This window comes from Oleiphilus messinensis, from assembly GCF_002162375.1.
In the GTDB taxonomy this organism is placed as follows: Bacteria; Pseudomonadota; Gammaproteobacteria; order Pseudomonadales; family Oleiphilaceae; genus Oleiphilus; species Oleiphilus messinensis.
The window spans coordinates 4,779,081-4,801,994 of the sequence record NZ_CP021425.1; the positions used below are offsets into that span (position 1 = coordinate 4,779,081).

At 45.3% G+C, this 22,914-nt stretch carries 18 protein-coding genes; 13 read left to right on the forward strand and 5 right to left on the reverse strand.

The window, feature by feature from the left end; translation table 11 throughout:
* Nucleotides 1–22 precede the first annotated feature (22 nt).
* The gene (locus OLMES_RS20640) at nt 23–826 is read right to left on the reverse strand and encodes an HD domain-containing protein (RefSeq protein WP_087463001.1); all 804 of its coding nucleotides are present in this window, start codon (nt 824–826) and stop codon (nt 23–25) included.
* Between the two features lie 158 nt (nt 827–984).
* On the opposite strand from OLMES_RS20640, the gene OLMES_RS20645 reads away from it, so the two are divergent.
* Nucleotides 985–1,959 (forward strand): GlxA family transcriptional regulator, encoded by a 975-nt coding sequence (locus OLMES_RS20645; protein WP_087463002.1) that lies wholly within the window; start codon nt 985–987, stop codon nt 1,957–1,959.
* 21 nt (nt 1,960–1,980) lie between these two features.
* On the opposite strand, the gene OLMES_RS20650 is transcribed toward OLMES_RS20645, so the two are convergent.
* Nucleotides 1,981–2,979, reverse strand: coding sequence for an MBL fold metallo-hydrolase (locus OLMES_RS20650; RefSeq protein WP_087463003.1), 999 nt, complete (start codon nt 2,977–2,979; stop codon nt 1,981–1,983).
* Between the two features lie 185 nt (nt 2,980–3,164).
* On the opposite strand from OLMES_RS20650, the gene OLMES_RS20655 reads away from it, so the two are divergent.
* The 9 genes from OLMES_RS20655 (at nt 3,165) to OLMES_RS28095 (ending at nt 15,732) form a co-directional block, all read left to right on the forward strand.
* Nucleotides 3,165–3,896, forward strand: a complete 732-nt coding sequence (locus tag OLMES_RS20655) for an OmpA/MotB family protein (RefSeq protein ID WP_087463004.1) — start codon at nt 3,165–3,167, stop codon at nt 3,894–3,896.
* A gap of 472 nt (nt 3,897–4,368) precedes the next feature.
* A complete protein-coding gene (gene mads1 / locus OLMES_RS20660; protein ID WP_087463005.1) occupies nt 4,369–4,581 on the forward strand; it encodes a methylation-associated defense system helix-turn-helix domain-containing protein MAD1 in 213 nt (70 codons plus the stop codon).
* Entirely contained in the window at nt 4,565–7,855 is a 3,291-nt protein-coding gene (locus tag OLMES_RS20665) for a helicase-related protein (protein WP_087463006.1), read from the forward strand. The genes mads1 and OLMES_RS20665 overlap by 17 nt, the downstream gene beginning before the upstream one ends.
* Complete coding sequence (locus OLMES_RS20670) at nt 7,848–8,591, forward strand: DUF4391 domain-containing protein (protein ID WP_157678426.1); 744 nt, start codon at nt 7,848–7,850, stop codon at nt 8,589–8,591. The genes OLMES_RS20665 and OLMES_RS20670 overlap by 8 nt, the downstream gene beginning before the upstream one ends.
* A 51-nt stretch (nt 8,592–8,642) precedes the next feature.
* The gene (locus OLMES_RS20675) at nt 8,643–10,538 is read left to right on the forward strand and encodes a site-specific DNA-methyltransferase (protein WP_087463008.1); all 1,896 of its coding nucleotides are present in this window, start codon (nt 8,643–8,645) and stop codon (nt 10,536–10,538) included.
* A gap of 10 nt (nt 10,539–10,548) precedes the next feature.
* Nucleotides 10,549–11,652, forward strand: coding sequence for an AAA family ATPase (locus OLMES_RS20680; RefSeq protein WP_087463009.1), 1,104 nt, complete (start codon nt 10,549–10,551; stop codon nt 11,650–11,652).
* The gene (locus tag OLMES_RS20685) at nt 11,645–12,331 is read left to right on the forward strand and encodes a DUF4276 family protein (RefSeq protein ID WP_087463010.1); all 687 of its coding nucleotides are present in this window, start codon (nt 11,645–11,647) and stop codon (nt 12,329–12,331) included. The genes OLMES_RS20680 and OLMES_RS20685 overlap by 8 nt, the downstream gene beginning before the upstream one ends.
* Nucleotides 12,328–15,357 carry a type III restriction-modification system endonuclease gene (locus tag OLMES_RS20690; RefSeq protein WP_087463011.1) on the forward strand — a complete coding sequence of 1,010 codons (3,030 nt, stop codon included), beginning with the start codon at nt 12,328–12,330 and terminating at the stop codon, nt 15,355–15,357. The genes OLMES_RS20685 and OLMES_RS20690 overlap by 4 nt, the downstream gene beginning before the upstream one ends.
* A gap of 207 nt (nt 15,358–15,564) precedes the next feature.
* Nucleotides 15,565–15,732: a hypothetical protein gene (locus OLMES_RS28095; RefSeq protein ID WP_157678427.1), complete on the forward strand. Its 168-nt coding sequence runs from the start codon at nt 15,565–15,567 to the stop codon at nt 15,730–15,732.
* Nucleotides 15,733–15,888: 156 nt separating this feature from the next.
* Here the strand turns inward: OLMES_RS28095 and OLMES_RS20695 are convergent, their stop codons facing one another.
* A complete protein-coding gene (locus OLMES_RS20695; protein ID WP_087463012.1) occupies nt 15,889–16,266 on the reverse strand; it encodes a hypothetical protein in 378 nt (125 codons plus the stop codon).
* A gap of 156 nt (nt 16,267–16,422) precedes the next feature.
* On the opposite strand from OLMES_RS20695, the gene OLMES_RS20700 reads away from it, so the two are divergent.
* Nucleotides 16,423–17,505: a CobW family GTP-binding protein gene (locus OLMES_RS20700; RefSeq protein ID WP_087463013.1), complete on the forward strand. Its 1,083-nt coding sequence runs from the start codon at nt 16,423–16,425 to the stop codon at nt 17,503–17,505.
* On the opposite strand, the gene rapA is transcribed toward OLMES_RS20700, so the two are convergent.
* Nucleotides 17,495–20,332, reverse strand: a complete 2,838-nt coding sequence (rapA, locus tag OLMES_RS20705; protein WP_087463014.1) for an RNA polymerase-associated protein RapA — start codon at nt 20,330–20,332, stop codon at nt 17,495–17,497. The two genes, OLMES_RS20700 and rapA, sit on opposite strands and share 11 nt — an antisense overlap.
* A 329-nt stretch (nt 20,333–20,661) precedes the next feature.
* Here rapA and OLMES_RS20710 point away from each other — a divergent pair, with 329 nt between their 5' ends.
* Nucleotides 20,662–20,958, forward strand: coding sequence for a GIY-YIG nuclease family protein (locus OLMES_RS20710; RefSeq protein ID WP_269767728.1), 297 nt, complete (start codon nt 20,662–20,664; stop codon nt 20,956–20,958).
* Nucleotides 20,959–21,245: 287 nt separating this feature from the next.
* Nucleotides 21,246–21,668: a hypothetical protein gene (locus tag OLMES_RS20715; protein ID WP_198343063.1), complete on the forward strand. Its 423-nt coding sequence runs from the start codon at nt 21,246–21,248 to the stop codon at nt 21,666–21,668.
* Nucleotides 21,669–21,793: 125 nt separating this feature from the next.
* Here the strand turns inward: OLMES_RS20715 and OLMES_RS20720 are convergent, their stop codons facing one another.
* Nucleotides 21,794–22,882 carry a fatty acid desaturase family protein gene (locus OLMES_RS20720; RefSeq protein WP_087463017.1) on the reverse strand — a complete coding sequence of 363 codons (1,089 nt, stop codon included), beginning with the start codon at nt 22,880–22,882 and terminating at the stop codon, nt 21,794–21,796.
* Nucleotides 22,883–22,914: the final 32 nt, after the last annotated feature.

Here is a 22,914-nt window from a genome sequence, read left to right on the forward strand (position 1 = left end):
TCCTGTTAATACGATAGATCGATCAACTGACATACGGTGCCCGGCGCACCATCGTGAAAAAGCCCAATTTTTTCATCAATGCCATTCGAGAGTCGGGATGCAGCAAAATTTCCCGCTGAAAGGCGTCGATCAACTCCGCTTTAAACGCCAGACGGGGCCAGGCCTGCAGAACATGGTCCCGGCAGCGCTTATCGATTTCGTTCAATCTGGCTCCGAGTACATCACATGCTGTACCCGCATTTAGATAGTGCGCTTCCCAACCTTGCTCGGTACCACTAACTTCAGGATTGATATGCAACGTAATCGCATTATTGATGATTTCAACCTTTGCGGGATCATAAACCTTCTGTGCGAAAAAGCGCTCGGATGCGGCAACACTATCCAAGGTAAAGCATCCGGTAGCACCGCACTGGCCGTGGTATTGATCGGTAATCCCCATATCGTGCCACAGACAACTGAGATAAAACGCTTCTTCATCCAGTTCATGCTGCGCCTGCAAGCGCATCAACGTGGCCCAGAAAAATGCCCTAACACTATGATTAAAAAGCGCAGGCGTCGCAGTCGCGGACACATACGCTTGAGCCTCTTTTACAATTAGTGTGTCGGGAAAGGTAATCCGCTCAAGCTGCTCGATTGAAAGTCTCAGACTCGATTTCCCATCCCCTTTACCCGTTAACTGCTTTAGAAAAGGCAGATGATTGACCAAGCTTGCAGTCTGTTCAACCACCGCACCTCTCGCATACTGCCACTGCTCCCTGAAATTAATTCGCCCACCAGTCTGTTTGCCCCAAGCCAACGAGCCCATCGAGGGTGATTCTATCGCCATGATCTCTGCTCCTATCGATAATCCAAGTCCTCTCTCAGGCATTATGATACGCATTTAAGAGTTGCCGCTCGCCTGTCATATATGACATATTAACTAGCCATATGAGACATAATTAAGCGTCTCCCCGTTCCGAACACGCATTCAGGTTGAGGCTTTTCATGATTCGAGTTGCATTACTTGTACTCAACAATGGTCTGGTTTCCACCGTAACAGGGCCCCTCGAAATTCTCATGGGAGCCGGTACGGCCTATAACCAATTAACCGGCAAGCCTGTGAAACCAATTTTCAAAGTTAAGCTGGTCAGTATTGATGGCAAAAGCGTTCGAGGGCTGAGCGGCTTCGAATTCAACGTTCAGGATGCAATCAATAACACCCATGAATTCGACCTGATTCTGATCACTTCAGGGGGCGATAACATACCTACTTTGCTGAAAGAACATAAGCAGGCAATACCCTGGCTACGAAAACAATACGAACAAGGTGCAACACTGGCCTCAATCTGTTCAGGCAGCGCATTGCTGGCCGCCACGGGCTTACTGTGTGGCAAACAAGCCACAACACATTGGGGCTTGGTACAAACTTTCCGGCTACACTTTCCTGATGTGCGATTAACCCCGGAACACCTGATCGTCGAAGAAGACCGCCTGATCACCAGCGGCGGTGCCAGTGCCTGTAATGATTTGTCGCTGTACCTGATTGAAAAATACTACGACAAGAAAACAGCTATAGATTGCGCCAATGCATTTCTTCTGGATACGGGTCGACAATCGCAAACACAATTCTCTGCGTTATTACATCAACGCGCCCATAACGACCCTGTAATTGCGGAAACTCAGGAAATCATGGAAAGCGATTATGCGAGCATCTTGAATCTGGATACTCTGGCTGCAAAAATCTGCATGAGCCCGCGGAATTTCAAGCGACGCTTCAAAAATGCAACTGGCGAGCAACCCCTGAACTATTTACAGAAAGTCCGTATTGAAGCGGCCAAAAACCTCATCAGCGACACCCGCAAGAATATTGAAGAGGTCAGTCTGGCGGTAGGGTATACCGACGCAACGCATTTCCGAATGCTATTCAAGCGTTATGCCGGACTCTCCCCCACACAGTATCGAGCAAAATTCCGCACCTGACAGAACCATCACTGCAGGATATCACTTCACGGATAACCATTCGGAACTTGAGCGTTTAAGCACTTTACCGGCCTCATCTATACGATAACAATCAAAATCTTCAGCCAGTGATAGCCACCCGGAATAGCTGGACGTTGCTTCTTCTTGAATATGCCGGATTGATTGCTCTGCATTGGGATTATTCAGATACCGGGAACTGAAATGGGTGAGAACCAAGTGGGGTAACTTCATTTTTTCCGCAAACCTGGCAATCAAACGGGCGCTGGAATGTTGTGGGCCGGGCCCCACTTTTTCAGCAATGGCTTGGGTGTAAGTCGATTCATGAATCAATAGCGATGCGTTTCGTAAAAAATCCCGGAGACACTCCGGTGTATCATTATCTCCCGCCACGACCGCTCGAAGCGCGGCTGGAGGTGGCAACAGATAATCAGAACCCTGTATCGTACCCAGATCAGGTCGATCTGGAATATTGACTGATTCTCCCCGACTCAACTGCCCCCAAACAGCCCCCTCGGGTATCCCCTGATTACGGAGCTTGACAACATCCAACCCAGGCCGAGTTGGAACCGTTTCATAACCATATGCATAGGAGGCAACACGGTGAGACAACATTGCCCTATCAACCCTGACCCAGGACAGATCCAACACTGAAACGGATTCGACATCGATAAATTCAAGCTCAAAGGTCAGATAAAGCCCCGTGAACTGCATAACGGCATCGATAAAAAGCTTGATATCACGAGGCCCGATTAACATTAACTTTCGCTTACGTCCCTGCAACGAGGCAGAAGCCAGAAGACCTGGCAGTCCGTAACAATGATCACCATGAACATGGGTAATCAAAATCGCATCCAGCTGCTGCAACGACAGGGGTGTACGCAATAACTGATGCTGGGTGCCTTCGCCACAGTCCTGTAAGAGCCATTTTTTCGACTGGGTAAGTTTAATCGCAGTCGCCGAAACATTGCGATAACGGGTGGGCACACCGGAAGAGGTTCCAAGCGTAATCAATTCGAGCACTCTGATAGAATCCTTTGTCTGAGTTGAACAGGTGAATATTCGTCCGGGTAATTATCAATCGCCAAAGTAGCGGACAATGACGTCTAAATTCAACAATTGCCCATATAGTTGACAATCGCTTCGAAAACACTAATCCTTTTGCATTGCTTGAAATCACCTAATCTAATCATGGTAAAGGATTCGACATGAAAAAAGTATTCGCAGTTGTCACGGCAGGCGCATTATTCCAGTTAACAGGGTGCGTCAGTCAATCCACATACGATGACGCATTGAGTCAAAATCAATCCCTTGAAGCGCAGTTACAGGCGCAAACTGAAAACAACTCAAGTTTACGTAACACCCAGAAAGAGCTGACGGAAGAAATTGCGGCGCTACGGGAAAAACAGGAAATTTTACAAGCGAACAACGCATTGGCGGTTTCGGAAAAGGCAGCCTTGGAGGCAAAACTAACCGCCAAGGAAGACAGCATGTCGAACAAGCTGGCCGAGCTGCGCTCTACATTCTCCCAGGAGCTTGAAGAGAACTCGATCAAAATCGAAATGCTGAGAAATGATATAAAAGTGGACCTTTCAGATGACATCCTTTACGCATCCGGACAGGCAGAACTGACCGAAAAAGGGAAAGAAGTGATCAAGAAAGTCGCCGCCCAACTGGCCAACTCGCCTTATATTATCCGGGTGATTGGCAATACTGATAACATTCCAATCACAGGGCGCCTGGCCAACCGCTACCCATCCAATTGGGATCTTGCCGCGGCACGCGCTGTAGGCGTTGTTCGTCTGTTGCAGTCCGAAGGTGTGGAGCCGGAAAAGGTTGAAGCCGTTTCCCGAGGGGAATATTACCCGGTCGCAGAGAATGACTCCGACGAAGGACGAGCCAAAAACCGACGGACTGAAATATTACTTCGCGTTCAATAACGGCGCACCGGGTAACACGAACGCAGCGTTTTCGGCGTATGTTTGTCACGTTAGCAAACAGCGCCGAAATTGCATCTCAATCATCAACGCAGCTCAACAATAACCCACTGCAACCGCAAACACTTCCCGGCGGGACTCAGCCAACCAACGCTGAATACCCTCAGAATCCAGCTACTGTAAACACCCGCTCGACTATCAATTTCGGAGTTAGGGAATTGAGATTTTATGACTCCAATGGTGACTTTGTAAATCTTCTGTCCATGTCTGTTGGCATGCTTCCTTTTCCTTGAGCTAAAAGCTGATACACTCATACCAGCTAAGAACCAAGCAAATCAATAAAGTCTACCACTCTCATAAAATATGCGATACAACCACAATTCACATAGTATCAAGCATTGCCCTATGTACTCATTTGTACTATTTTGACGCCTGTGAATATTTATCCCCACTTTCATCATTATAAGAACATACTATGACCGATGAAATTCTCACCATTAAAGAAGTCGCGAGCTACCTAAAGGTTAACGACCGGACCGTCTACCGCCTGGCATCCAGTCAAAAAATACCGGCCTTTAAAGTAGGCAATGCATGGCGTTTCAAAAGGAAAGACCTTGAAGAGTGGATAAATAATCAGCAAAACAGTGCTTCAGCGGAAGGAGGTGCTAGTGATGCAGATCATCGATAACATCAACGACCTTCTGGGTGATGACTTAAAGCAATCAATCAAACCTAACTCCAAGCTGAAAATCGCAGCGTCCTGCTTTTCAATCTACGCCTACGAAGCTCTTAAAGAACAACTTGAAAAGGTTGATTCCTTCGAGTTTATCTTCACGGCACCTACTTTCGTTGAAGAGCAAGTCAGTGACCGCATCAAGAAAGAAAAGCGTGAATTCCATATTCCCAAGAGTGAGCGTGAACGAGCATTCTATGGGACGGATTTCGAGATACAGCTCAAGAATAAGCTCACTCAAAAAGCAATCGCCAAAGAGTGTGCCGATTGGATTCGTAGAAAAGCGACGTTCCGTTCCAATACGACTAAAGCACCCATGCAGCAGTTCGCCGCGATAAAACAAGGCGGAGAAGAACGCATCTACAACCCCTTGCATGGTTTTACCGCCGTCGATCTTGGATACCAACAAGGCGATGCGGTCAGTAACTTCGTTAATCGGTTTGAAGAACAACCGATGACAACCAGCTACCTTAATCTATTTGAACAGATCTGGGCGGACCAGGATAAGCTCGAAGATGTAACCGAGCGCCTGACAAAACACGTTTCAGGAATCTATCAGGAAAACTCACCTGAACGCATCTACTTCTTGATGCTCTACAACATTTTCAATGAGTTCCTGGAAGACATCTCTGAAGACGTTCTCCCTAATGACTTAACAGGCTATCAAGACAGTCTTATCTGGCAGAAACTCTTCAACTACCAAAGAGATGCCGCAACAGGGTTGATCAATAAATTAGAGACCTTCAATGGTTGTATCCTGGCGGATAGCGTTGGATTAGGTAAAACATTTACTGCGCTAGCGGTGGTGAAGTATTACGAGCTGCGAAATAAATCAGTCCTCGTTCTCTGCCCAAAGAAGTTGGCAGATAACTGGCTCAACTATAATCGTAACCTGACAACTAACCCTTTCGTTAAAGACCGGTTCAATTACGATGTGCTTTGCCATACAGACTTACAACGCACCTCTGGAGAGTCATTTGGTATCCCCTTAAATCGTATCAACTGGGGTAATTACGACCTCGTTGTTATCGATGAATCTCATAACTTCCGAAACAACGATGTTTATAAGGACAAAGAAACCCGATATCAGAAGCTAATGAATTCTGTTATCAAAGCAGGAGTAAAAACAAAAGTCCTGATGCTTTCGGCTACACCGGTGAACAATCGATTTAGCGACCTTAAGAATCAACTCGCGCTTGCATATGAAGGGGAATCAGAGAGCTTCCGAGAGCAAGTTGGTACGCAAAGTACAATTGAAGAAATTTTTAAGCGAGCACAGAAAGTCTTTAACGAATGGTCCGAACTTTCGCCAGAAGAAAGAACCGCAAGCGCAATCCTGGATACCCTGGACTTTGATTTCTTCCAGTTATTAGACAGCGTCACCATCGCTCGTTCAAGAAAACACATTGAAACCTTTTACGATACTTCAGATATCGGTCGTTTCCCAGACAGACGCCCACCGCTCTCATATCACCCTCCATTGACATTGAGAGGAGATGTCATTGGTTTCAATCAGATATTCTCACAGCTTTCAATTCTAAAACTCGCGGTATATGCACCGGTGAGTTACATATTGCCAAGCCGAATCGCTAAGTATGAAGACTTGTACGATACCGATGTTGGCACCAAAGGCAAATTACGCCAGGCGGACAGAGAGAAAAGCCTGCAACGCCTTATGGTGACTAACTTATTGAAGCGTTTAGAAAGCTCTGTACATTCATTCCGGCTGACGCTAAAAAACCTTCGCGATAACCATAGAAACACTTTAGCCGACATAGATGCCTATCTAAGCAATGGAGAAGATATCAATCTTCATGATGTTGCATCTGCATATGAAGAATTTGATTTTGATGACGACATGGCTGATATGGACGATGCGTTCTCTACCGGAGGCAAAATCAAGATCAATCTAGCCGACATGGACCTACCGTCTTGGCAGCATGACCTCGAAAACGATCTTCAGGTAATAGAAGAGTTACTCAAAGAAATGGAAAAGGTAACGCCTCAAGAGGATGCAAAGCTCCAACACTTGAAAGCCCATGTTGATGAAAAAGTTAATCATCCAATCAATCCCGGCAATAAGAAAGTCATCATTTTCACTGCCTTTGCAGATACAGCGGACTATCTGTATGACCAACTTGCTGGGTACTTTAACAAAGCTCAAGATATCCATACAGGAAAGGTCACGGGAAGTAGCACACCTAAATCAACGCTAGGTCAAGGATATGACTTCCAAAGCTTGTTAACCTTATTCTCACCTCGCTCAAAAGAGAAAGCAGCGGTATTGCCCAATGAGCCAGGCGAGCTGGATATCCTTATCGGCACAGACTGCATCTCTGAAGGCCAAAACCTTCAGGATTGCGACTACCTGATTAACTACGACATTCACTGGAACCCGGTTCGCATTATTCAGCGTTTTGGACGTGTAGACCGTATTGGTTCTCAGAACCAGAGTATTCAGCTCGTGAACTACTGGCCAGATATATCCCTTGATGAGTACATCAACCTGAAAGAACGCGTTGAAAACCGAATGGTCATTTCAGACATTACCGCCACAGGTGACGACAATGTTTTGAATGTTGAATCCAATGACGTCGCTTACAGAAAAGAGCAGCTCAGACGACTGCAAGATGAAGTCATCGACCTGGAAGATGTGAAAACAGGCGTAGCCATTACAGACCTTGGCTTGAATGATTTCCGCATGGATTTGCTGAACTACATCAAATCAAATGGAGAACTCACTAATCTACCTAACGGTCTTCATGCGGTTGTGCCCGAAGATCAGACACGCGGCTTGATACCAGGCGTTATCTTTGTATTAAGAAACCGGAATCACAGCGTCAATATCAACCAACAAAACCGCTTACACCCTTATTACTTAATCTATTTGAATAACGATGGCGAAGTGGTGATCAACCATACACAGGTTAAGCCACTTCTTGATCGTGTAAGGTCTGCGTGCAAAGGGAAGAACCATCCAATTGACTCTTCATGTGAGGTTTTTAACCGAGCAACTAATGATGGCAAGGACATGGAGCGCTATTCAGAACTCCTGGATCAAGCAATCGCAACGATGGTCGAGCTAAAAGAAGAAAAGGATTTAGACAGTCTATTCACAGGAAACAAAACAACAGCCCTCACCCATACCATCGCGGGGCTTGAAGACTTTGAGCTGATAAACTTTATCGTCATTCAGGGTGAAGATGCACAAGGCTGGCAGAATGCCTAGTTCAATGCCTTGCAATAAGGCAGAATGCGCGAAGCTTTTGCTTCCTGAGTCAGCTCAATTTGGAAAGAAGCTCCCAAAAGAGAAAATTTATCAATATGCCTCGCCTAGCCATGCCATTAAACAAAAGTTTGTGAGATTGGTAGATCGTATCGTTTGGCAATTTAAGCTTTCTCCTGAGACGATCAACATACCTGCAACTAAAAGCGTACCTGAGATTCAGATATTTGACCTTTATCTAAAACCAAATAGACCCCTAAAGTCAGGTGCATACCAATCGAACTCTGATGACCTGATGGTAGATGAAGCAATATTGAGAACGATAGACAAAGCTATCCCCTTCCCTATTTTTTATTGCATCCAGGATGATGAGGGCAAGCAACAATATGCAATGGCTTACAAACGCCCGCACGAAGCAGATTCATCTCAGTGGGTGGTTGAAGACTATTTCTATTGCCCAGTACGAGAAGAGGAAAGCGCTGAGAAATTACCAGCGAAAACAAACCTGAATGGTCTTTACGAACATTTGCTGAGACGGCTTATAAGTGAACCCGCTAAATCAGGGGAATCACTCAAAGACCAGATTCACCGGATAACTGCAATAAGAACCAAACAGAAAGAACTTCAGAAACTAGAAAATAAGCTGCATAAAGAAAAACAGTTCAATCGCAAAGTTGAAATTAATCAGCTCGTAAATCACGCGAAAGAAGAACTTGCAGCGCTCTCAACAAAAAGCTAACAGCAACACAAGCACTTAGATAGAAAGAATTAAACAAGAGAACATCAAACAATGGATAAACCGAAAATGCATAGCCCCAACTTTGTCGAGCAAAATATCGAAAAGCTGGCCACGCTATTCCCTAATTGCGTCACGGAAGCCAAGAATGCGCAGGGTGAACTCACCAAGTCCATTGATTTTGATTTGCTAAAGCAAGAGCTATCTAGCCATCTCGTAGAAGGCCCACAAGAACGCTATCAACTAAATTGGCCGGGGAAGCGCGAAGCACTTTTGTCGGCCAATGCTCCAATTTCAAAAACACTACTCCCTCAGCGAGATGAGAGCATTGACTTCGACTCTACTAAAAATTTGTTTATTGAAGGGGATAACCTAGATGCCTTAAAGCTTATGCAAGAAACCTATCTAGGAAAGATCAAACTCATATTCATAGATCCCCCATATAACACTGGAAGTGACTTCATATACGAAGATGACTTTGCAGAAAATGCCGAGGATTACAAAATCAGATCAAACGAAAAAGACGAAGAAGGTTTGAAGTTAGTGGCAAATACCGACGCCAACGGTCGATTTCATTCGGATTGGCTTTCGATGATGTATTCTCGGTTGAAGCTATGCAGAAATATGCTCAAGGATGATGGTGCAATTTTTATTAGTATCGATGACGGTGAAGCATCAAACCTCAGAAAAATAGCTGACGAAATATTTGGCGACGATTGTTTCGTGTCATCCATATCTTGGAAAAAGAGGTCGTCACCTGATGCTCGCGCAACAATAGGAAGCGTTCATGACACATTGCTTTGTTACGTAAAAAATAATCTTCAGCCTAAATCAGCTATATCCAAAATGCCTCTAAGTTCTAGTAGAAAAAAAGCGTTTACTAATCCAGATAACGATCCTAGAGGACCATGGGCTTCTGTCGATATGACGGGCATGACTGGCAGAGCTACAAAAGACCAGTATTTCGATGTTAACTTACCAAGCGGAAGAGTGATTGGCCCGCCAGAAGGAAGATCATGGGGAATAGCACCCGCTACATTTGAAAAGTTAAGGAATGATAATCGTATATGGTTCGGCTCTTCAGGTGATAACGTTCCCCGAATTAAAAAGTTTCTGTCAGAATCCGATGGGCAAGTGATCCCTAGTATCTGGGACTCAGATGAGACTGGTAGTAATGATGAAGCAACCAAGGAGGTTCTTGATCTACTAGAGTCTCCCAAAATCTTTGATACACCGAAACCAACAAAACTATTGAAGAGGATAATTAAAGTTACTACTAGCCCTAGTAACGAAGACATTATCATGGATTTCTTTTGTGGCTCAGCAACTACAGCTGACGCAACAATGCAAGTGAACCTAGAAGATACTGGAAATAGAAGATTTATAATGGTTCAAATTCCGGAGCCTTGTTCGGAAAAATCCGAAGCATTCAAAGCTGGATATAAAAATATTTCGGAAGTCAGTAAAAAAAGAATTTTTAAAGCTGGTCAGAAGATCGTAGAGAAAAATAAGGATTCCAAATACATTAAAGAGTTAGATATCGGCTACCGCGCTCTAAAGGTTGATAGCTCAAATATGGCAGAGGTCTACTACTATCCAGATACCATTTCCCAAGAAGACCTATTCAGCCAAGTCGACAATGTAAAGGAAGACCGTACCGAAGAAGACCTCCTTTTCCAGGTGATGCTCGACTGGGGGGTTGACCTTACCTTACCTATTCAAAGAGAAACTATTCAAGGTAAAACGGTTTTCTATGTCGATACAAATGCCTTGGTCGCATGCTTCGACAAGGACGAAGGCATAGACGAAGACTTCGTCAAGAATCTTTGCGAAAAAGAGCCGTTAAGAGTCGTATTCCGGGACGCAGGGTTTGCCAACGACGATGTAAAAATCAATGTTGAGCAAATCTTTAAACAACTTTCACCACACACTGAAGTGAAGTCTATCTAAGGAGATATCCATGAGCACGTCGTTAGATAAACTTACTATTAAGGGGTTTAAGTCAATTAAAGACTTAAACAAATTTGAGCTCAAAAACTTGAACGTCATCGTTGGCGCAAACGGTGCTGGTAAAAGTAATTTGATTTCATTCTTCAGATTACTTCAAGCGTTAATTGACGGAAATCTGAATCGCTATGTTAGAGATAGTGGAGGCGCTGGCGACTTGCTATTTAATGGCCGAAAAACCACAAAGAAGATGCACTTCACCACGCACTTCGATAATAGAGGGTTCAGATTCAACCTGGTTCCAACACCTTCGGACAAGTGCGCTATCGAAGATGAAGCCCGCTACTACGCTTACAACAATCGTTGGTGGGAACTTGGCGATAGTGAAGAAGGTAAATCTAAACTCGTAAAAGAGGTATTGGAAGACAAGAGTGATGCTCAATACTCCAAACCGGTCTACGACGCTATCTCATCCTGGCAAATCTATCACTTTCACGACACTAGCAGCACGGCTAGCATGCGCCATTATGAAATTATCCAAGACAACAAAGTTTTACGCGAAGACGCGTCAAATATTGGTCCATTCCTATTGAAGCTTAAGGACGAATATCCTGCGGATTACAAAGCCATTCTGAATGCAATTCGTTTGGTAACACCTTTCTTCGATGATTTCATATTAGAGCCTCAAAAAAGTGGGGATAAAGAACAAGTTAATATCAGTTGGTACCAGAAAGGTTCCGATTACCCGATGCAACCCTATCATCTATCTGACGGGTCAATTCGTTTTATATGCTTAGCTACGGCATTATTGCAGCCGAATCCGCCTTCAACAATCATTATTGATGAACCAGAACTAGGGTTGCACCCTGCAGCCATCGTTATTCTAGGTGAATTAATACAGCAAGCTGCGCAGCGCACACAAGTCATCGTAGCAACGCAGTCACCCGCTTTGATCGATCAGTTTGCGATTGAAGATATCGTTGTCGTTAATCGAAAGGACGGAGCCTCTACTTTTGAACGTTTAAACGAGAAAGACTTTTCAGAGTGGTTAGAAAGCTACTCTGTCGGCGAGTTATGGACGAAGAATGTTATCGCTGGAGGCCCACGCTATGAGTGATTACATTGAAGTAATCGCGATTGTTGAAGGAAAAACAGAACAAGTCTTCGTAGAACAATTGCTCGCCCCTTACCTCGCAGAAAAGAAGATCTATATGAATGCGACCCAAGTTTCAAAGCCGGGAGAAAAAGGCGGTGACGTGCGCTTCGTGAGAGTCAAACGAGATCTTGGTCTACACCTTAAGCAACGCGCAGACACCTATGTCACTACGCTGATAGATTACTATGGAACCAAAGAATGGCCGGGGCTCGAAACACTGGCTTTAAATCTCCTACCCTCTCAAATCGCGCAACATCTCAACGATGCAGTGCAACAAGAGGTGAACGACCTCTTTCCTGAGCAACGACCTGCAGATCGTTTTATTCCTTTCATGGCTTTACATGAGTTCGAAGCACTACTTTTTAGTGATGCAGAAATACTTTCTTCCGAGCTGAATATAGCGGAAAGGGAGGTAACCGCGGTTTTGGAAGAATGCGGAGAACCCGAAGCGATCAACAACAGCCCAGAAACCGCTCCCTCAAAAAGACTCAATAAATGGTCTCCACACGAAAAGTTCGCCAAAACCACCACTGGTATCGCCATTGCCCAACAAATTGGTATCCCAAAGATGAGAGAAAAGTGCCCTCTATTTAACACTTGGCTAGAGCAGTTCGAAGCCTTGGTAGGGGTTCCTGCATGAGATTAAAGTTTAAACATCAAGCTTACCAGGCTGCATCGGTTCAAGCAGTTGTAGACTGCTTTAAAGGCCAGCTACCCAATGATGCTGCTACGCGATATCGCATCGATCCTGGAAACGTCAAGGATACACAAGCCCTTTTAGATGAGGGTTTTAAGAATGCCGATATTCAGGTGAGTGATCTTCAATTGCTTGAAAACATCCAGCAAATCCAGCGAAAACAAAATTTACCGCAATCTTCCAGCTTGGCGAGCAATAAAGTTTGCAAGCTAAACCTGGATATTGAGATGGAAACTGGTACGGGTAAAACCTACTGTTACATCAAGAGTATATTTGAGCTGAACCGGCAATATGGTTGGAACAAATTCATAATTGTGGTCCCTAGTATTGCGATACGAGAAGGCGTATACAAGTCACTCGAAATAACGCGTGAGCATTTTCTAGAGGAGTACCACAAGCAGGCCAGGTTCTTTATATACAACTCAAAAAGCTTGCATGAGCTCGAAGGCTTCTCATCGGACGCGGGCATCAACATCATGGTCATTAATGTGCAAGCGTTTAATGCGCGAGGCAAAGACGCACGGAGAATCTATGAAGAGTTAGATGACTTCCAATCACGCCGCCCGATTGATGTGATCAAAGCGAATCGTCCGATTATGATTCTGGATGAACCTCAAAAAATGGAAGGCAAGAAGACCTTAGAGTCTTTCACAGAATTCAATCCATTATTCATGCTCCGTTACTCAGCAACACATGCAACTGAACACAACAAAATTTACCGACTCGATGCGCTGGATGCCTACAACCAAAAGCTGGTTAAGAAGATCGGTGTTCGTGGTATCACAGCAAAAGGCTTGGCAGGTACCAATGCCTATTTGTTCTTGGAAGGTATTGATATCTCAACCAACAAACCACCCGTAGCAAGACTTGAACTCGAAGTTCAACGCAAAAATGGGGATATTGTCCAGGACTTAAGAAAGGTAACCAAAGGCACTAACCTTTTTGACTTGTCGGAAGGTTTAAACCAATACCAAGGATTTGTGGTATCCGACATCAATGCAAATACTGATGTAATTACTTTCACTAACGGCGTCGAGCTGTCAGTAGGCGAAGCGAGCGGTGACATTAACGAGTCGATCATTCGTCGCATCCAAATCCGTGAAGCAATTAAGGCTCATTTCGAAAAAGAGCAAAAGCTATTCGACCAGGGGATCAAAGTTCTCACACTGTTCTTTATTGATGCAGTTGCGAAGTATCGAGACTATTCCGTTGAAGATGAGAAGGGTGAATACGCTCATATATTCGAGGAAGAATACAAGCACATACTTAATGAAGTTTCATCATTGGAAGATACGCCTTATCAACGATACTTAAAGTCGATCCATTTTGATAAAACCCATAACGGCTACTTCTCAATTGATAAGAAGACTAAGCAGCTGGTTGATCCCAAACTTGGCAAAAAAACGACCGAAGCAGATGATGTCGATGCTTACGACCTTATCCTGAAAGACAAAGAAAGATTACTTAGCTTCAGTGAGCCCACCCGCTTTATATTCTCTCACTCAGCCCTTCGTGAAGGTTGGGATAACCCTAATGTCTTTGTGATTTGTGCGCTAAAACACAGCGATAACACTGTTTCACGAAGACAAGAAGTTGGACGAGGCTTACGTTTAGCGGTGAATCAATATGGAGAGCGAATTGACCACCCTTCTGTGGTTCACGATGTAAATAGATTGACCGTCGTCGCAAGCGAAGGCTACAAAGATTTTGTATCCGCGCTTCAGAAAGATATTGCCTCAACCCTATCTGCTCGGCCTAGAGTTGCGGATGAAAGCTACTTTACAGGTAAGTTACTCGTTACAAATGACGGTAATGTAGAAGTGACGCCACAGATGGCAAAACTCATATATCGTTATCTTGCTAAACATGAGTATACGGATCTTGATGACCACATTTCTGAAGAGTATCACCAGGCGAAACGAGAAGGGTCTTTGGCCACATTACCAGAACCGCTTTCAAACTACGCGGAACAAGTCTTTCAGCTTATCGATAGCGTATACAGCGACGCAGCACTGCCGTCTATGGAAGACGAGCGTAAAACGAAGACAAATCACCGAAACAACAATTTTCACAAGAAGGAGTTTCAAGAGCTTTGGAACCATATCAACCGAAAAGCGGTGTATACCGTTCAATTCAATAGCGACGAACTCGTTGAGAAATCCACCAAATATCTTGATGAAAAGTTGAGAGTTAGAAAGCTTGAATTCACTGTCGAGCGAGGCGAACAAATTGATAATGCTTCAATGAAGCAAGTCGCCAGTGGTAACAGTTTCAAAGTCAGTGAGAAAGAAACAGCAGATTACAAGCAATCAATTCACTCGGCTGTTAAGTACGATTTGCTAGGCAAGATTGCCGAAGGAACCAAGCTCAAGCGCTCTACAGTCGCGTCGATTCTCAAACAACTTAACAATGCGGTATTCGCTCAATTTCAGTACAACCCGGAAGACTTCATTAGCCTGGCCATTAAACTTATCAATGAACAAAAGGCGACCGTCATCATCGAACACTTGGCTTACGATACCGTTGCCGACAAATTTGACGATGCGGAGATTTTCACTGAGAACCAGGCTATCACAGACTTCAGTCGCGCAAGACCTTCACCTAACAGACATGTGTATAATTACGTTATCACGGACTCAGGCATCGAAGATAAATTCGTTGATGAATTAGAGGTTAATAAGGACGTTGTCGTCTATGCCAAGCTTCCTCGTGGTTTCTTCATTCCAACGCCTGTTGGAGACTACAACCCCGACTGGGCAATCGCATTTGAAGAAGACATGGTCAAACACGTTTTCTTCGTAGCAGAAACCAAAGGCTCAATGTCCTCCTTAGACCTGAAAGGCGTTGAAAATGCCAAGATAGACTGCGCTAAACGTTTCTTTGAGAAGTTAAATACAGAGCTTGGCGGCAAACCAGTTAAATATGATGTGGTTAAGGATTTTGAAAGCCTTAAGACCCTTGTTATGTGAGAAAAGTAAATGCCTGATATTCCCATGATTACCTACGACCAGCTAATGCAACCTTTGATCAAAGCCAGACCCCCCATCACAGTTCAATCAAATCAGAATTGACAATTTCCTCAATAGTCTTTCAATCCGCTAAGGGCTTACTGGAATGTGATGTGTATGATACGCTGCCGTATAGAAATTGGCTACTTACTAACAAAAGGAATGCGTATGCTCAACAAGCAAGACCAAAAGCCGAAGGATCGGTACCAAGAAAAACTTATCCCGACAGAGGACAATTTGAAGGAGCTTGAGCGCTCTTTTGCCAAAGCCCGAGAAGAGGGGATGAAAAAATTTAAGCAGGGTGCCCCATCGCTGTTTGTGGAAGTAAAAGACTAAAAAATTTTGGAACAAAGGCATGTCCTCATTATGCAAGGACAGGCAGAGCTTTCCCTTCCGACTTAAGAAATACCAACGATAGAGCCTATGCATCCAGACATGCAGAACTGACCGAAAAAACTTTAGCAGAGTCTGTCCGACTATCCTCTGCCCTCATCAAGGCAGTTCAGCGATAACCCGCTGTACAACGGTGCATACTTCCCGGTAGGATTCCGCTAGCCAATGTTGAATACTTTCTGAATCCAGCCACTGCACAAACCAGATTTTATCCTTTTCTGACCAGCGACATTTTTCGGTGAGGACATCTGCTGCGGTTAAACCGGACAAAACGGGCTCGGTTTTGACGCAGCCAGCGCCGGGGTTACTGCTATCTTCACAAGGGTAGTAAACAACCGCGACCAATTGCAGAAAATCCTGCAACGTTTTGACATCAGCCAGAATGACTGCGTGGGTCATAAAGTCACCTTTTCCAGCCGCGTTCAGCACTGGATCGATAGTTACAGATACATGCATACCACTGGGTAATTGGGGCATAATAACGCCTCACTTGTTTGTAATGACAAATTAGGATCTGTTGACCAGAACGCTTGAGATGTTGTTTACTATAAACCTCAAAGCGTCAACATATGTCGCCTATTCACTTCAGTTTGCGAGTTCAGAACCCGCCTTACCCACCGAGAACCACTTTCAATGAAGTTATTTACCCCTGACACCATCCTCGCCACTCAAATTCCAACCAACATCATCACCGGCTTTCTGGGAGCGGGAAAAACCACAACAATACTCCATCTGCTTGCCAATAAACCGGCCCACGAAGAATGGGCAGTGTTAGTTAACGAATTCGGGGAAACCGGAATTGATGGCGCTTTGCTCGAACGCACTGGTGTCAATGTAAGAGAAATACCCGGCGGCTGTATGTGTTGCACCAATGGTCTGCCGATGCAGATCGGCTTGAATTTTCTGCTGGCACGCAAACCTGACCGGCTTATTATCGAGCCTTCAGGGCTGGGCCACGCTCGTGAGGTACTGAATATTTTGAGCTCAGAGTTCTACGAAAAAACAGTCAAGCTTGAAGCAACCATTACCCTGGTAAACCCAGCAAAACTGAGCGACAAGCGCTATCTTGAGCATGATATATTCAGGGATCAGCTAACAATCGCGGATGTTTTGATCGCAAACAAAACAGACCTCTGTTCACCGGAGGACAAAGCAGTATTTCAGAAGCAGGCAAATACACAAGACTATCTCGCCACAGACTGGGTAACCGGAGGACAGATTAATCCTGAGTATCTGAGTTACCCGAATCGCCTAGCCGAACTTAGACGACACACAGAAAAGATGAAGGATGAAAAGCCACCAGGAGCGGGCCACCACCCCCGACTTTTGAATAGCCCACTGCTAAAAAACGAACCACACGCGATGCCAGTGGCCCAATTACCCGAATCACACACCACCGAAATCCAGCGAAGCGAGAATTCTGACGGTACATTTTTCAGTTATGGCTGGGTATTTCCTGAATCCACGGTATTGGCAACCCGCTCAATCATGGATTTACTTTACCGTGTACAGCCGCTCAGGGCTAAAGGACTCTTGAACACAGAAGAAGGTTTTAAGGTTTTTCAGTGCAGTGATGGTACGGTATCGGTCATGTCGAGTGATCAGGGCAATGATTCGAGAATAGAAATTATTCACAACCAGCCCCTCTCAGCGAAAAGCCTGGAAGCTGAACTGTTAGCCAACAGCCAACTACCAGGCCCGAATATCAAGTATTGACGATTAGACGAAGCGCCTGCAGTTGAACGGCAGAACGACCAATGGCTCGCGCGCCCTGCTCGATGCAACTACGAAAATACTCCACTTCCTCATCTCGGATGGAAGGGTTGATCTTCTTCAATGCCAGAATTCTTTCCAGTTCTGGCATCATTTTCAACTGCAACGTATTCTGCGCTTGCTCACGAATATCCGGTAGCTGTTTTTCTGCGAATCCGGTTGCATGCTCAAGCATGGTCTCGATTTCACTCTTCACTTGCTTCAGGAGCGCTTGGCCGGTGGGCTTTTTAACATTGTCACACAGGGTATTCAGCTTGTCATGAGGTACGACCTGGCTGAGATCCTGGCCGTTAATATCCACCAGCACACGGATTGGCGAAATCGGCAAAAACTGCTCAATCTGGAAGCGTTTCGGTGCGACACAGTTGATTGTGAAAACCGCTTCGAGCAAGAGTGTCCCGGGCTTGAGCGCTTTAACTGCCATGGTCGCCAATGAGGCGTTACCGAATTCTGAATTCAGAATCATCTCCATGGATTCAACCACCATGGGGTGTTCCCAACTCACAAATTGCATGTCATCACGACTCAGCGCCTGTTTTCTGGAGTAGGTAATCGTGGTGCCATCCTCGTCGCTTACGCCAGGGAAATAGCCACTGTGCATATGCTCTGTCGGCCTTAATATGCGGGCATTTTCTGAATGATACTCACAATCAACACCAAACAAGTTAAAGACATTTTCCATATACTCCTGAAGCTGACTACCCTCTTCTGCATCTTCAATCAAGGCAATTACTTCAGCAGCCTTCTCTTCATTGCAGGAATGCAGCTCCAGAAGCTTGTCACGACCTTCTTCCTGAGCGGCCAAGGTGCTTTCCGTTTTCGCTGCAGCTTCTTGCAACAGCGCTTCAAATCGCTCAGAAGGATGACACAGCTCCGCTTCAAGGCGTTCTGCAAATTGCTCGTAGATACTGTATGCCACACCAATGGGGCGGGCGAACAGGTTCATCCCCTCTTTATACCAGCGATAGAGATACTGTTGGGAGGTGTTCTCGATGAAGGGGACGTGAATGTTGATATCATGCACCTGACCGATTCGATCCAGACGACCGATGCGTTGTTCCAACAAGTCAGGATTAAGCGGTAGATCAAACAAGATCAAATGACGGGAAAACTGGAAATTACGGCCTTCACTGCCAATCTCCGAACAAATTAATACCTGTGCACCATTTTCAGTTTCTGCAAAATACGCACCAGCTCTGTCGCGCTCAATAATCGACATGGATTCAGTGAACGCAGCACTGCGAACACCTTCATACAGCCGGAGGTGCTGTTCCAATTCTGATGCGGTTGATTCTTTCGCACAAATTACCAGCACTTTCTCCTGGCGGTTTTCTTTGAGAAACTCAGTTAGCCAGGTCACTCGAGGATCGATCTTGAGCCAGAACAAATCTTCAATATTACGTTCAGGGGTCAGGCCACTGATACTGAAGCGTTTCATATCCGCCTCGTATAAAGCCGGACACTTCAGTGCGTGCGTGTGTAATACACGTTCAGGGAAGCCTTTAACGGCTGAACGGGTATTACGGAACAAAACCCGCCCAGTGCCGTGACGATCAAGCAGCTTCTCGATAATCAGCTCCAGATTCGCCGCCTCGCCCGAAATCAGCTGTTCCGCTTCATCACCCAGGTAATCCCTGAGCACATGAACCAAATCATCCTCCAGGGGCTCTTTACCTGCCAAACTATCCCGCTCTTGCAGACGTTGGACGACTTCATTCAGCTTTTGGTACCCCGCCTCTTCCGCCTTGAACACTTCCAGATCATAAAACCGGGACGGATCCAGCAGCCGTAACCGCGCAAAGTGACTCTCCAGACCGATCTGCTCAGGCGTTGCAGTTAACAACAACAAGCCCTCACTGACCGCAGAAAGTGCTTCCACACATTGATATTCACGACTGGATTGCGTTTCATCCCAGTGCAAATGATGCGCTTCATCGACGATTAACATATCCCAACCCGCAGCGTTTGCCAGGGCAGATACCTGATCATTTCCAGCCAGGAATGAAAGACTGGTTAATACGAGTTGTTCTGCTTCGAACGGGTTCTCCTGTCCCTCTGCTTTGATTGCATCAAAACGGGCCTTGTCGAAGATCGAGAATTTAAGATTGAATCGACGCAACATTTCAACGAGCCATTGATGCACAAGACTGTCCGGTACGACAATCAACACTCTGGACGCTCGCCCCGTGTGCAGTTGATAATGCAATATCATTCCCGCTTCAATTGTTTTACCGAGCCCGACTTCATCGGCGAGTAAAACACGAGGAGCGTGTCGACGAGCCACTTCACTGGCGATGTAAATCTGATGGGGTAAGTGACTAGTACGGGAACCAATCAAGCCTTTCGCATTGGATTGTTGTAAATCATTTAGCAAATTGAGTGTTTCAACGCGGAGTTGAAAAGGTGCTTTCTTGTTGTAGTGCCCACTGAATAAACGTTGCTGGGGTGCAATCAGCTGAGTGAAGCAATCCAGTTGCACTTCGCGAATGGTATGGGATTTACCGTATTCATCCGTACCGGTGTATTTCAAAATACCCTGAAACTCTTCAACAGCAGTCACCAGTAACTGTCTGTTGTCGGCGGTACGAATCGTGTCGCCCTCGCCATATAAAACCCGGCTCAAAGGAGCATTGTTACTTGCATACACCCGCATTTCGCCTGCTGCGGGAAAACTGACGGTGACCTGTCTTCCAGTGAATTCTGCGATCATACCCAGACCCAAGTGGGATTCGGTAAGACTGACCCATCGTTGACCAATACTAAATGACATAGATACAAAAAACCTTCGAACGCTGAGGTGGAGATTTGAGGGCGCGTATTCTAGCACGACCTTCTCAAGCCCAACAGACTATTTACTTGACAGATTTATGTATTAAAAATACTGCAACTTTCTACAAAACGAGGTAAAAACAGTGCCCTAGTAACCTGATTTAAAATTGAAAAAGGTCGCACACAAAGACTACTATACGGAGATTCACGGCCAATTTTGCAGTTACAACGGCACAAAATAATTCACTTTTTTACAATCAGACGATCCTCCACTATTGAACAGTGCAAACAAATACAAAAGTCAATAATCAAACAGCAAGCACTTGGTGCGTGTACATCATTCGCTGCACCGACGGGAGTCTGTACACAGGCATCACAACGGATATGCCGAGACGGGTCACCCAGCACTACCGGGGGCAAGGTGCTAAATATTTTCGTAAAACCAAGCCGGCTCAGGTCATATACATGGAAAACAACTTGATTCGTGCAACAGCCAGCCAGCGTGAATACCAAATTAAGCAGCTCTCTCGGCAACAAAAACTACAACTGATCAACACCGATGAAAACCAAATAAGCCAATACTGTAATATTTTGGAAAAAACCCTCAATCAGCTCAATGCCCCGTAACTCCGCCACGGGTCATCCTCACCAGAATGTATACGACTTCACAAAAAGATTCCGAATTTCAAATTAGATGAGGGGAACCCGGTTTCGGTAGCGCATATCAATCACAGGATAAACAAGAGACGGCTTCAATTGCATTCTGGCTTGGTTGTATTGCATAAAACCACCCTGATACATCGCGCAAAAAAGCTCTGACAATCTTTCACAATTCAAAGCTTTATATGTCGTCCAATGGGTTTATCATTTCAATAATTGGAAACGGAATACACCAAAACGGGGCTGATATGATCATGGGTACTTTAACTTCACGTTCACCATTGCAGTTAAGTAAGACACAGGCAGAAGCAGATAAAAAAGCAAAAGTATACGGTGTAATGATGCCGCTACTTTTTGCGGCGGGCGTCATCATGGGCGTTTTTGGATACGCAACCATTCAGGAAGAAAACGAAGAATACTACAAGATGGTCGCCAAAGACCTGTCCGTGCAAAAGAACATTTACCAACAAAAGTTCACACTGAGCAAGGATATACTAAGCGTATACGTCGCGCCTGGCATTGAAGCATACAAAACGCAACTGACCGACTCGCTGAATCGTCTTTATGCACAGTCTGAACTATCGATTGTAGAAGCTAATACGGACAAAACGATATTGGCATTGCAAGGAGACACGTTCACCGTCCCTTTTAACTGGCAGCCAGAACAGAGCCTCTGAACTGGCAACGCAAACTCTGACTCAGTTCGCGCATTGCTGAAAACCCGGTAATATCTACCGGGTTTCCTGCGTTCAGGATCACGCCAGAATCGCCCCGCTGGCAAGATCCTGACTGACCTTTCTTTCTAACTCGCCATCGCTGGCTGACCACGATCCGGGAACGAATGGCGAATGATTCGTTTCAGTACGGTTCCGTATTGTTTCCAGAAGCTCCCCGTGTTGTACTCGATACCATACTTAGCCGCAATACGTTGCACATCCGGAGCCACTTCAATATAACGGGGGGCAGGAATATCCGGGAACAAATGATGTTCTATCTGACAACTCAGGTGCCCGGTCAGAATGTGAAACCACTTGGGCCCCTGCAAATTGGACGACCCCAACATCTGACGATAATACCACTGCCCTCTGGACTCGTTGGCACAATCCTCTTCCTTGAAAACATGTACGCCTTCCGTGAAATGGCCACAAAAAATAATTGTGGAAGTCCAAAGATTTCTGATGAGATTCGCTGTCAGGTTACCCAGTAAAACCGGTATGAACATCGGCCCGGAAATGAGCGGGAAAAATATGTAGTCTTTGAATACCTGGCGTGAGCTCTTGCGATAGAAGGCAGATTTAAGTTCCTGGTCACTGACAAAGTGCTTTTCACCTTCCTTTTTCTTGCCGAAAAAGACTCGGCGTCCAGCCAATTCATGAAAGGCAACACCCCACTCAAAGAGAATACTTAATGTCATGTAGCTGAAAAATTGCCAAATATTTTTAGGCTTCCATCGATATTCATTCGTCAAACGGAAGATACCATAACCAAAGTCCCGATCCTTACCGAGAATATTGGTATAAGTGTGATGCTCAAAATTATGGGTACGCTTCCAGGACTGCGAGTCACAGACATTATCCCACTCAAAAGTATTTGAGTTGATATAAGGGTCATTCATCCAGTCATATTGCCCGTGTAAAACGTTATGACCGATTTCCATGTTGTCGAGAATTTTTGCCAGCGCGAGCAAACCAACACCAACAATCCAAAATGACCAATGCAAGAAACCCAATACCAGCGAAATTCGACCAAATATTTCACTGAATCGCTGTATACGGATCATCCGCCGGATGTAATCAGCATCCTGCTGTCCAACCCGCTGCAGAACCCGCCCCTTGACTTCATCTAACTCCTGAGCGAGCTGATCAAATTGCTCATTTGACAGCGTGTGCATCGTTGTTCTCCTCCAGAAAAATGAAAAACCTA